General features: G+C 71.1%; 10 protein-coding genes. 4 read left to right on the forward strand and 6 right to left on the reverse strand.

What is annotated here, in order from left to right:
- Nucleotides 1–73 precede the first annotated feature (73 nt).
- The 3 genes from SALPAC4_RS0111130 to SALPAC4_RS0111140 form a co-directional block, all read right to left on the reverse strand.
- The gene (locus SALPAC4_RS0111130) at nt 74–799 is read right to left on the reverse strand and encodes a DivIVA domain-containing protein (RefSeq protein ID WP_019870383.1); all 726 of its coding nucleotides are present in this window, start codon (nt 797–799) and stop codon (nt 74–76) included.
- Nucleotides 796–1986 carry an FAD-binding oxidoreductase gene (locus SALPAC4_RS0111135; RefSeq protein WP_019870384.1) on the reverse strand — a complete coding sequence of 397 codons (1191 nt, stop codon included), beginning with the start codon at nt 1984–1986 and terminating at the stop codon, nt 796–798. Before SALPAC4_RS0111135 ends, SALPAC4_RS0111130 begins: the two co-directional genes overlap by 4 nt.
- A 235-nt stretch (nt 1987–2221) precedes the next feature.
- Nucleotides 2222–3391 (reverse strand): UDP-N-acetylglucosamine--N-acetylmuramyl-(pentapeptide) pyrophosphoryl-undecaprenol N-acetylglucosamine transferase, encoded by a 1170-nt coding sequence (locus tag SALPAC4_RS0111140; RefSeq protein ID WP_019870385.1) that lies wholly within the window; start codon nt 3389–3391, stop codon nt 2222–2224.
- Between the two features lie 234 nt (nt 3392–3625).
- On the opposite strand from SALPAC4_RS0111140, the gene SALPAC4_RS0111145 reads away from it, so the two are divergent.
- Nucleotides 3626–4096 (forward strand): MSMEG_6728 family protein, encoded by a 471-nt coding sequence (locus SALPAC4_RS0111145; RefSeq protein ID WP_018730343.1) that lies wholly within the window; start codon nt 3626–3628, stop codon nt 4094–4096.
- A gap of 61 nt (nt 4097–4157) precedes the next feature.
- On the forward strand, nt 4158–4988 hold the full coding sequence (locus SALPAC4_RS0111150; RefSeq protein ID WP_050565024.1) for an enoyl-CoA hydratase/isomerase family protein: 831 nt from the start codon (nt 4158–4160) through the stop codon (nt 4986–4988).
- A 24-nt stretch (nt 4989–5012) separates the two neighbouring features.
- On the opposite strand, the gene SALPAC4_RS0111155 is transcribed toward SALPAC4_RS0111150, so the two are convergent.
- Nucleotides 5013–6539, reverse strand: coding sequence for an FAD-dependent oxidoreductase (locus tag SALPAC4_RS0111155; RefSeq protein ID WP_027644651.1), 1527 nt, complete (start codon nt 6537–6539; stop codon nt 5013–5015).
- Nucleotides 6540–6654: 115 nt separating this feature from the next.
- Between SALPAC4_RS0111155 and SALPAC4_RS0111160 the strand changes: the two genes are divergently transcribed.
- Nucleotides 6655–8643, forward strand: a complete 1989-nt coding sequence (locus tag SALPAC4_RS0111160) for an NAD-binding protein (protein ID WP_019870388.1) — start codon at nt 6655–6657, stop codon at nt 8641–8643.
- 86 nt (nt 8644–8729) lie between these two features.
- On the opposite strand, the gene SALPAC4_RS0111165 is transcribed toward SALPAC4_RS0111160, so the two are convergent.
- Both SALPAC4_RS0111165 and SALPAC4_RS0111170 read right to left on the reverse strand, forming a co-directional pair.
- Nucleotides 8730–9314 carry a carbonic anhydrase gene (locus tag SALPAC4_RS0111165; protein ID WP_027644649.1) on the reverse strand — a complete coding sequence of 195 codons (585 nt, stop codon included), beginning with the start codon at nt 9312–9314 and terminating at the stop codon, nt 8730–8732.
- A gap of 306 nt (nt 9315–9620) precedes the next feature.
- On the reverse strand, nt 9621–10457 hold the full coding sequence (locus SALPAC4_RS0111170) for a phosphatase PAP2 family protein (protein WP_019870390.1): 837 nt from the start codon (nt 10455–10457) through the stop codon (nt 9621–9623).
- Between the two features lie 42 nt (nt 10458–10499).
- On the opposite strand from SALPAC4_RS0111170, the gene SALPAC4_RS0111175 reads away from it, so the two are divergent.
- The gene (locus SALPAC4_RS0111175) at nt 10500–11711 is read left to right on the forward strand and encodes a DUF4032 domain-containing protein (RefSeq protein WP_019870391.1); all 1212 of its coding nucleotides are present in this window, start codon (nt 10500–10502) and stop codon (nt 11709–11711) included.
- The last annotated feature ends 58 nt before the right edge of the window (nt 11712–11769 follow it).

The raw sequence follows: 11769 nt of genomic DNA on the forward strand, positions 1-11769 counted from the left end.
CGAAGCCCGGTCGCCCGACTCCCGGTGCGGCGCGTACGGCGTGGTGGGTCGCCGCTGGGCTCGTGGCGCGTGATTACCGGTGCGTCTGCCCGTGGACGTGCTGCATCCCCGTAGCCGTGGGATGGTCCGGTATGGCGGTTTGCTCGGGTACGGCGGCTGGGGGGCCGACCAGCTTGGTCAGCTCGGCGCCGAAGGCGTCGCCCACCGCGCGAATCTGGGCGCTGGCACCATCGAGTTGGCTGGTGGCGCCCGCGACCGCGGCGAGGATGTTCCGCGAGATGGCGGCGAGGCGCTCGACCTGCTCCCGGTCGGCGGAGTACTGCTGCCCGGCACGGACGCGGTAGGCGTGGGCGGCTGCTTCCGCCTCGCGACGTGCCTCGACGACGACGCGTTCGGCCTGGCTACGCGCGTCGGTCTGCATGCTGCGGGCGTGGGCCTTGGCGTCGGCGACGAGTTGGTCGGCCTGCTGCTGGGCGGTGGCCAGAATGTGGATCGCCTCGCCGGAGTAGGTGCGTTGGCGGGCGGGCTCGGTGTCGATGTTCTGGTTGCGGAAGAAGCCGCGTAGCCGGTTGATTTCCGCGAGGTCGCGGGCATGGATGCTGGTCCACCGCTGCACCTCCTCCGCCAGCCGGGCGAGAAAGGCATCGACCTCGTCCGGGCGGTAGCCACGGCGGCCGAGTGCGGTTTCGCGGAACCGGTGTCCCCGGATGTGCTCCGGGGACACCGGTCGCCATCCCCGGAGCGGGGTGTGTTGGCGGCCGAGGTCAGGCTCGTCGCCGGGAAGGTTGGCTGTGTTCATCGTGCGTACACCTCGGCGCGGTCGGCCACCGCGATGGTGGCTGCGGAGTCGGGGCGGTAGGGGTCGTTGGTGCCGTCCTCGCTCCGAATTTGCTGCGGGGCGATACCGGCTTCGGCGAGGCGTTCGCGGCTGGTGGCGACCATCTCGGTTGGACCGCAGACGTAGATGTCGTGCGCGTCCCAGCGGCCCAGGCGCAGCGCGACATCAACGACGTTGCCACGGTGAACGCCAATGGCATGGGTATCGTGGGACAGGGTGGGGACGATGGTCAACCAGGGCATCTGCTGCGCCATGGACTCCAGGGCCGGCAGGTCGTAAAGGTCGCCACCGGTGCGACCGCCGACGACGAGCGTGACTCGTCGCCGGCCACCCTCAGCGGCGAGCTGTTCGGTCAGCGCCTTCAGCGGAGCCAGGCCGGTCCCGCCAGCGAGCAGCAAGAGGTCCCGACCGGAGTCCGGGTCCAGGGTCAGGCTGTGCCCGATGGGCGCACCGACGCGGATCTCGTCACCGTTGCGCAACGACTGCACGATGGCGGTGGAGACCTCACCCCCTGGGACTGCCTTCACATGTAGCTCGACCAGCCCATCGCGGCGCGGGATGTTCGCGGGCGAGTAGTACCGCCAGAGGCGAAGCCGAGTCGGCACCTCGATCGCACAGGACTGGCCCGGCAGGTACCAGTAGGGCACGGGCTGGTCCACCTGCAGTCGGACCACGGCCACGTCCAGGCCCCGGCGCTCGTGTTCGACAACCAGCGCTTTCCAGTACGGAGGCTCGGCGCGGGTGGCCTCCGCCGCGGCATCACACATGACCTGCGCGACCAGGCCGTACGCCTCAGTCCACCCGGACGCCAGGTCGGCGTCCCATTCAGGACCGAGGAACTGGCTGAGGGTGGCCAGTAGCGCCTCCCCAACGGGCGCGTAGTGCTCGGGAACAACGTCAAAGCGTCGGTGGTCGCGGCCGAGTCCGCGTGCGAAGGGCAGCATCAGGTCTGGCTCGCCCACACCGGCGACGATGCGTCCAAGCGCGGCGACCAGTCGATCCCGCTGGCCCGCCATGGAGGCCGGGAAGAGCTGTCGCAGCTGGGGGTTACGCGCGAACAGGGCGGCGTAGAAGTAGGCCGGCACCGCGTCGCCGTGCGCGAGGACTCGTGCCCATGACGCCTGTAGCCGGTCGGGCTCCACGGTCACGTTGACGAGCCGGCTGGTGCGAGAGCGGCGTGGGCGTTTGACGCGCCGCCGGTACGGTCGTGCATCGACTTCACTCGGCCCCCTGGGTCTGGTCCGTGGAGTGACTGGCACAACGGCTGGGTGTAACCGCTGCATCGGTTGCCGTTACTTAACCGGTTTAGTAGGCGCAAATAGGATACCAACTCGGCTCAAAGGGTGCTACTGCCCTGAGCGCGGTGGCACCTACGGGTGTCGGTCAGCCGCGGCGGGCAGCGTCGATCAGCTCGGTGACGGCGGCGGACGCGGCGTCTGGCCGGCCGTGGCGACGGGCGGCCTCCGCCAGGGCGTGTCGCCGCTGCGCGTCGTCGAGCAACGTCAAGAGTTCGGCGCGGAGCGCGGCACCGGTGGCGTCGCCGCCAGTGAGCATCCGCGCCGCGCCGGCCGCGGCGAGATGCCGGGCGGTCTGCCGCTGCTCGTCGCCGGAGGTCGGCACGAGTGGGATCAGGATCGCCGGCCGGCCCAACGCGGTCAGCTCGGCCACTGTCCCGGCGCCACTGCGTGCGACCACGATGTCGGCGGCAGCGAGCACATCGGGCAGTTGTCCATGGATGTAGTCCACGACGCGGTAACGGGCCTGTAAGTGCGGCGGTAGCTGGGCAGCGACCTGTTGCATCTGGTCCAGGCTGTACTCCCCGCACTGGTGCAGCACCTGGCAACGCTGCAGGACCTCGGGGAGGACCTCGGCGACCATCTGGTTCACCTGCACCGCGCCCTGCGCCCCGCCGGTGACGAAGACCAGTGGCAGGTGCGGCTCCAGCCGGTAGGCGGCTCGGCCGGCAATCGGGTCCCCGGCGAGCATGTCGGGGCGGACCGGGTTGCCGGTGACCACCGCCCTCGCCTGCGCCCGCTTCGACAGGTTCGGCAACGAGGAGGTGTGGCTCAGCAGTACCCGGGTGGCGACGAGGGCGAGAATCCGGTTGGCCAGGCCCAGGTTGAGGGTTTGCTCGTGCATGACCAGAGGCCGCCGAGCCAGCCAGGCGGCCAGGCCGATCGGGACGGAGACGTAGCCGCCGGTGGAGAGGACCACGTGCGGCCGGACCCGCAGTACGGTCGCCATGGCCTGCAGTACGCCGATCGGAATCCGGAACGCGTCGGTGATGTTGCGCCACAGCTCCTGGCGAGTCGGGGATCGCCGTAACTTTCCGGTGGTGATGGCGCGGAAGGGTAGGCCCTCCTGCCGGGCGATCTTCGCCTCCAGGCCCTGCTCGACCCCGACCCAGAGGATGTCGGGCGCGGCCCCGGTCTCAGCGAGGCGAGCGCGGAGCGTCTGGATGGTCGTCAATGCCGGGTAGGTGTGCCCTCCGGTGCCGCCGCCGGTGACGATGATCCGTAAGCCGTGGAGCTGCTGAGCACTGTAGACGGCCACACGTTCCCCTGTGCAGGGTCCGTCCGGCTGGCATCCTTGCCGGCGAGCCGGGATGGACTGAGCGAGCGTTCTGACGTAGTTCTAGATCGACTATAAACGTCAGCGAACTCCGTTGCTTCGTCGCCCGCCGCCGCTTTGGTAGCGGTGTTCGGCGCAGACCGTCCCGGTTCGGCGGGGGGGGGGCGACCCCACCGCCGGAGGATTGTCGGGTGCGGCGGCGGGTAGGTAGCCAGGATGCAGACGTTCCTTCCGTACCCGGACTTCCTGGCCAGCGCGGCCGCGCTGGACCAACGTCGGCTCGGTAAGCAGCGGGTGGAGGCGATTCAGGTGCTGCGAGGGCTGACCCGTCCGGGTTACGGCTGGCGGCACCATCCAGCGGTGAAGATGTGGGCCGGCTACGAGGAGGCGCTGACCCGGTACGGGCTGGACGTGTGCGCGGTCTGGTGCGAGGCGGGCCGAGCCGACACCTGCGCAGCGACGCTGATCACCGACTTCACCGCAGCCCGGGGCGTGCGCACCGTTCGTACCCAGGCCGAGTTGGCTGACGCCGGTGAGCTACCGCCCTGGCTGGGCCGCGACGACCTGCACCGGAGCCACCGTTCGTCGCTGCTGCGCAAGGACCCGGAGCACTATCGTCCGCAGTTCGGTGACATCCCGACCGATCTGGAATACGTCTGGCCCCGATCTGATCGCGCCTCCGGTTAGGAACGGCCACCAGACCGTGACCGCCGTCACCTGGACGGGGCGGGGCGGCGGCCGCGTCGATATCGTCACCGCGGCGGAGTGGATCGGAGGGAGAGTTTCGGTGGCGGACGCGGAACTGCTTGTCGAGGTGGCCGCTCCGGTGGCGACCGTGGTGATCCACAATCCGACTCGCCGAAACGCGATGACCGCGGCGATGTGGCGACGCCTGCCGGCGGTGCTCGATCAGCTGGAGGCCGACCCGGCGGTACGGGCCCTGGTGCTCACCGGAGCCGACGGAACCTTCTGCGCCGGCGCTGACCTCGGTGACCTGGACGAGCTGCTGGACGCCGGTGACGCCAGTATCGCCGTCACCGCCGAGGAGCGGCTAGCCGCCTTCGCCAAGCCGACAGTCGCGGCGATTCGGGGTGCCTGCGTCGGCGGTGGGTGCCAACTCGCCGTCGCCTGCGACCTGCGGCTCGCCGCCGACGACGCGCGCTTCGGGGTACCTCCGGCCCGACTCGGACTGGTCTATCCGGCGCCCACCACCCGCCGGCTGGCCGGGCTGGTCGGGCCGTCCACGGCGAAGGCCCTCCTCTTCACGGCGGAGCTGATCGACGCCGGGCGGGCGCTCCGGGTTGGCCTGGTTGACGAGGTGCTGCCCGCCGCCGCGCTCTCGGCCCGGGTCGGTGCGGTCACCGCCGCGGTCACCGCACAGTCTCGACTCAGCGTGATGGCGGCCAAGGAGATCGTTGACGGGCGGGCAGACGACGCTCGGATCGCCTGGTGGTATGGGCAGGCGCGGGCCAGCGGGGAGGCCCGGGAGGGTGTCGCGGCGGCCAACGAGCGCCGAGCGGCCCGCTTCCCGTGGTCCCCGTCCGAGGCGGGGCCGGCCGAAACGGGCAGCATCGGGTAGCGGTTGGATCGCGACCGCTCCCGGTCAGTGCGGTCGGGCGAGCAGGCCCCGGGGGCGGATCGAGTGGATTGGCTCGGTCGCGCCGCCCTCGTCCCGCAGGATGTGGTTGGCCGCGAGGATGCCGGTGGCGGCGGAGCGCTCCATCAAGGCGCTGGGGAAGTCGGTGCGGATGCCGTCGCCGGCCAGGTAGAGCCGGGCGGCATCGGTGCGGACGCCGGGCCGCCCCGCGTGGCTGCCGGGCGGGAACGCGGGCGCCTGGGCCTCGACCCGGGCCCGCAGCTCGCGGACCCGCAGCCGCTCCGCCTCCGGCCAGAGGGGCGTCAGCTCGCGCCACATCCGGTCGGCCAACTCCTCGGCGGGAACGTCCGGTTCGCAGGCGTACGCGTGCAACTCGACCACCGCGCCGCCGTTGCGCGTAGCCCAGCGGCGGGACTCCTCCTCCAACCGGTGGTAGAGCGTCACCGAGTCCAGGGTGGGCTGCCGGGAGACCCCGCTGAAGACCGCCCGCCCGGGATCCACGTCCCCGGCACACCAGTAGCGGGCGACCGCGTACGGCGGACCGGGTCGGCCGAACGCGGGCATTCGCGCCACCAGGTCGGGGGCGGCCCCGGCGAGGACGGGGGAGGCCGCGACCAGCGCGGCGAGAGCCGGTGGGTCGACGGCGAGCACGACGTGTCGGGCCTCGTACGCGCCGGCGGTGCTCACCACCTGCCAGCCGGCGCCGTCGCGGTGCAGCCCGGTCGCCGCGGCCTCGGTGACGATCCGGCCGCCGTGCCGCTCGATGTGCCGGGTGAGGGGCTGCCAGATCGACGCGGCGTAGTCCGCCGTGGGGCAGTCGAAGGCCAGCCCTTCCGGGTTACCCAGCAGGTAGAAGTGGAACTGGGCGATCATTTCCGCGGCGGACATCTCCGCCTCGTGGTTGAAGAACGAGTGGGAGAAGACCTCAAAGAGCATGGCTCGGGCTCGGTCCGGCAGCCGGAGCGAGGTGAGCAGGGCGTCGGCGGTGGTGTCGTCGAACTCGGCGTACGTCTGGATCGGGTCGTAGCTGAGCAACGGCAGCGCGGCGTCCCGGTTCATCGCGCGTAGGTCCCGCAGGCGCAGGCTGGGGCTGCGGAGCAGGAGGGCGAGCAGGTTCGCTGGCGCCGCGGGCGGCAGCTTGCCGAACTCCTCGGTCGGCCACCGCGCGGACAGCACCGGGTAGCGCGGGATCCGCCGGAGGAAGGCCAGCGTCGGGTCGACCCGGCGCAGGATGTTCCGCCAGTTGTAGTACTGGCGGAAGAAGGCGTGGAACCCGTGTTCGTTGGTTCGGAGGCCGTCGGGCGAGACCTCCGGCCACGCGCGGAGCCGTCCGCCGATGGTGGGGGCGGCTTCCAGGACGGTGACCGGAACTCCCCGTTCGGCCAGCACCACCGCGGCCGACATGCCGGCTATTCCGCCACCGACGACCACGGTCGGCGTGGGGTGGGGTACGCGCGGCAAGCCTCCACCGCCCGGCTCCACCACATGCTCACGTACGCCGACGAGTCGACCCACCATTTGCGACAGCGCCATCGCCCCAGTTTGCCGGAGAAATCTCGATGTGAAGAGTGGGCTCGCGCTACCGTCTTGTGCGCGATTCACGGTCGTGGGGCTGCGAGAGCGAAACCAACTGCTTACCATGCGTCGCATGACGGGCCCCTTCGATCGTGCATGGTGGTCCGGGGGCCGGTTCCGAGGCAACAGCGACCCCTGGGTCCACTACGTGGTCTGTGGCCACGACGCCCTGGCGTACTGGGTGGTGAAGTCACTGCTCGGCACCGAGCCGCAGCTGACCCGGATCCGGATCACGTTGGTGGTGCCCAAGCGGCAGCGGACGGACAGCCCGGACGGTCGAGATCTCGACGGCATTGAGGTCATCCAGGCTGACCGGCTCGACGAGGTGACATTTCGCCGAGCCCGGTTGGACCGGGCCGAGGGCCTGGCGCTGCTGCACCAAGACGATGTGGGCAACATGCACGCCGCGCTCTGCGCCCAGGAGGTCCAGCCGAGCCTGCGGTTGGTGGTGCGGATGTTCAACACCAGCCTGGCCAACGGGGTGCGGCAGATCTTCCCCGACTCGGCGGTGCTCTCCGATGCCGCGATGGCGGCTCCTGCCTTCGTCGCCGCCGCGCTGGGCGAGGTCGCGCCGGCTCACTTCCGGCACGGCGGGCGGACGCTCTATGTGGCCCGCCGCGTCGACCTTCGCGACGAGGACGTCGTCTGCCCGGTGGCGGATACCCGCGACCCGCGGGAGGTCCGGGTCCTGCCCACGGACGAGACCGTTGCCGACGTGGTGCTCGCCGAGGCGGCCGGTACGCCACCGGGAACTGAGGTGGCGGCACGCCGACTACGTCGGGCCCGGCGGTGGCGCCGGCCGGTCACGATGCTGCTCCAGGCGGTCCGCGGCTTCGCCACCCGCAGGATCGGCATCGCCGTGTTGGTGCTGCTGGCGGTGATCGTCGTGCTCGGTGGCCTCTACGCCAGCACCGCCGAGGTGAGCTGGGCGGAGGCGCTCTACCTGACCCTGGTCACCGCCCTGAGCGGGCAGGACCCGGACGCCGCCAAGCCGGTCGGCGAACAGGTCCTCCAGGTGGTGCTGAATCTCTCCGGGCTGGCGCTGATCCCGTTGATCACCGCCGTGGTGGTGGACGGCCTCGTCAACGCCCGGCTGGCGCTCCACTCCGGGCGACCCCTGACCGACCGTTCCGGGCATGTGGTCGTGGTCGGCCTCGGCAACATCGGGATGCGGGTGACCGCCCAACTCCGCGATTTCGGCGTTGAGGTGGTCGCCATCGACAAGAACCCGGATGCGCGGGGTGCCGCGCTGGCCCGGCGGCTCGGCGTCCCACTGGTGGTGGGGGACGCCTCCGCCGAGGAGATCCTGCGAGCGGCCTCGGTCGCTACCTGTCAGGCTCTCGTCGTGGTCTCCACCGACGACGGGGTGAACCTGCGGGCCGCGCTGACCGCCCGATCTCTCAACGACGATGTTCAGGTGGTGCTGCGGCTCTTTGACGGGCACTTCGCCGAGCGCGTCCAGCGGTCCTTCGGGATCGGCGTCTCGCGGAGCGTGTCGTACCTGGCGGCGCCGTCGTTCGCCGGCGCCCTGCTGGACCGTGCCGTCATCGCCACCATCTCGGTCGGCCGGCACGCCCTGTTGGTCACCGAGGTCCCGGTCGCCGCCGGCTCCTCGCTCGAAGGCCAGCCGCTCGCCGCCGTCGGCCGCGCGGGGAGCGTCCGGCTCCTCGCCCACGCCCGCTCCGGCCAGCGGTACGAGTGGGAGCTCGACCGCCGGCTAGTGATCATGGCCGGGGACCGGCTGACGGTGGTTGCCCGCCGGGCCGGGCTGAATGCCCTGCTCCGTGCGGCCGGCCCGCCCGATTTAGCGGTATCCGAGCCCCCGGCCCGCTCGTCCCCGGAGGCCGTAACGCCCCTGGCCGGCTCCTCCCCGGGGACCGCAACGCCCCCGGCCCGCTCGTCCCCGGGGACCGCAACGCCCCCGGCCCGCTCGTCCCCGGAGACCGCAACGCCCCCGGCCGGCTCCTCCCCGGAGGCCGCAACGCCCCCGGGGAGCCCGCCACTGCCCCGGTCCGGGGAGCAGGACGGGGCGGTTGGGCCACAACCCGACTCTTCCGACTAGCCCCGGGTCTCGGGAGGCTCCGGCACCTGGGGAGAGGCCCCGGAGTCAATACCTATGCCGCTGGGCCCGGGACCGGTGTTGTCCGGTCACCGTTCGGCTGGTTGGGAGGGTGCGCCGCTGAGGACCTCGACCGCGCCGGTGTCGACGGAGTAGTAGGCGCTGACAATGGCGAGTTGCTGCTTTTCCACGAGCGGGGCGAGCTCCGGGTTGGAACGCAGGTCGTCCGCGGCCAGCTCGACCTGGGCTCGGACCATGGCATCGATCGGGTCGCTACCCCCCGCTGCGGCTACCTGTTCGTACGCCGGCTGCAGGGCGGTGACGATCTCCGGCAGGTGGCCGGGCAGTGTCTCGCCGTCACCAAGGGAGGCGTACGCCGCCTTGACGGCGCCGCAACGTTGATGACCGAGGACCACGATGAGCGGAGTGCCGTTGGCCAGGGGTCCGTATTCGAGAGATGCGGTGACCACTGGGCCAACCGCCTCGCCGCCGGTGCGCGTCACGAAGAGGTCGCCCAGGCCGACGTCGAAGATGAGCTCCGGTGGCACCCGCGAGTCGATGCAGGAGAGGACCGCCGCGAAGGGCTTCTGCTCCTGGGCTACGGACTGACGCCGGGCCGGGTCCCGGTTGGGGGCCTGCGGTTCGCCCTTGACCCACCGCTGGTTGCCCTCCATCAGCCGCTCGAGTGCTGCCTTGGGCGTGGTGGGTGGCGCTTGGGGGGAGGCGCTGGCCGTTGGCGACTGCGCCTCCGTCGAGGAGCAGCCCGCGAGCGTGGCCACGGTGCCGACAAGCGCACCGGAGAGCAGCGCCCGCCGATTCGGGCGTACAACTCTATTCATTGATTTCCCCTGAACTGGTTTATAGCCATACTCTCACCTTGAGCAGGGGAATTATACGTCTAAGCTCTCAGAGTCGGACAAGCAGGCGTATTCTTGGCGATCCGCTGGCGGCGGATGGTGGGTTCGGCGTGCAGGTCCGAGTCAGTCCGCGTGCGCGGAGGTCCGGCTCCGACGGTCCTGATCGATTCTCCGGGGTAGTGGAACATCGTCCCAGGGCACCCGGTGCAGCACCCGGTCCAGCAGGAGGCCGAGCAGCAGCCCGGCGATCGAGTCGGTCAGCCAGTGCCAGCCCAGGTACAGGGTCGTGGCGAACACCACCAGGGGTGGGACGACCCGCACGGCGACGGCGAGCCGGGGCGGCAACGTGCGCCCGGATGTCCTCAGCAACTGGGCGAGGAGCAGGACGATCACGCCCCACCAGATGATCGTGTTGACGACGTGCCCGGACGGGTAGGAGCGGGTGAACTGCAGCGCCAGCTCGTGCTGGAAGAGTGGCAGGGCCTGTTCTGGCGCGAGGAAGGGTTCGCGTGTGCTGGCGCTGGGCGCGGGCCGGGCCGTCGCCACCTTGAGCGCGCCGACGACGACGTTGATCAGCACGAACCCGGCGACCGGTGGTAGCAGCGGGCGGGCGGAGCGGAGTCGTACGGCGAGCAGAACGCCGAGCCCGACGGCGATCAGGGTCAGCGGGCCGCCCTGGCCGAGGTAGTTAAGGATCCGCGCGACCCAGTACGCGGCGGCGGGGCGATGTGCGTCCGACCAGTCGGCCACCGCCTGGTCGAGGCCGAAGAGGTAGCCGGCGGCGAGGGCGGCGGTCAGGGCCACCAGACCGGCGAGGAGCAGCCCATCGAACCACCAGCCAGCCGGGCGGACCGGCCGGAACCGTACCGCTCGCCACCCGGTTGTCGCTTGCCGCATCTCGGCCACGCTACCGGCCCGTTCGGCCCCCGGCCCGGTCCGGGTGGCTGTGTGCCGAACCACGCGGGGAGGCGTTCCGGCGGGGGAGGGCGCAAACTGGAGTGCGTGCGGATCACCTCGGCTCTCGTTGACCCGGCGCTGCTCGACCTGCCCTGGTCGACCCCGCTGGTGGAGTGGCCGGCGCAGCACCTGGTGGCGTTGCCACAGGGCATCTCCCGGCACGTTGTCCGGTTTGTCCGGCTTGGCGGTTACGTGTACGCGGTCAAGGAGACCGGCGAGCGGGTCGCCGAGCGGGAATACGACCTGCTGCGGGCCTTGGAACGGATCGACTTCCCAACGGTGGAGGCGGTGGCGATCGTCGCCGACCGGCAGACCGAAGCCGGGGAACCACTGGACCCGGTGCTGATCACCCGGCACCTCCAGTTCTCCCTGCCCTACCGGGCGCTCTTCTCGCACACGCTGCGGCCGGAGACGATGGAGCGTCTCCTCGACGCGTTGGCCGCGTTGCTGGTCCGGATGCACCTGACCGGCTTCTTCTGGGGCGACTGCTCGCTGTCGAACACGCTCTTCCGTCGGGACGCGGGTGCGTTCGCGGCCTACCTGGTGGACGCGGAGACCGGGGTGCTGCACCGCTCGTTGTCGAACGGGCAGCGCGGTGAGGACCTGGAGATCGCCCGGGTGAACATCTTCGGTGAGGCGTTGGATCTACAGGCGGCCGGGCTGCTGCACGAGTCGATCGACCCGGAGGTGGTGTGCGAGGAGGTCGTGCGGCGGTACGAGCGGCTGTGGCATGAGATCACCTATGAGCAGCAGATCGAGCGGGAGGCTCGGCACGACATCGAGGGCCGGATCCGCGGGCTCAATGAGCTGGGCTTCGACGTGGCCGAGATCGCCGTCTCAACGATCGACGACGGGCGGTATCTGGTGCGGCCGAAGGTGGTGGACGCCGGCTACCACACCCGGCGGCTACTTCGCCTCACCGGTCTGGACGCGGAGGAGAACCAGGCCCGCCGGCTCCTCAACGACCTGGACGCCTACCGGGCCGAGAGCGACCTGGCCGACGAGCAGCAGGCGGCGCACCGTTGGCTGACCGAGGTCTTCGAGCCGGTGGTCCGCGCCGTGCCGGCGCACCTACGCCGCAAGCTGGAACCCCAGGAGATCTTCGCGCAGATCATCGAGCACAAGTGGCTGCTCTCCCAACGGGCCGGCCGTGATGTTGGCATGGCCCCGGCGGTGCAGTCGTATCTTGGGGACGTGCTGGCGCACCGCCCCGACGAGCAGGCGGTGCTCGGGGTGGAGATCCCACCCCCGGGCTGACCAACGGTCCGGGTGGCACCGCCGAGGTCGCCCGGCTGGCCAGCGTCGCGCCCCGGCG

Source organism: Salinispora oceanensis (assembly GCF_000383575.1).
Lineage (GTDB): Bacteria > Actinomycetota > Actinomycetes > Mycobacteriales > Micromonosporaceae > Micromonospora > Micromonospora oceanensis.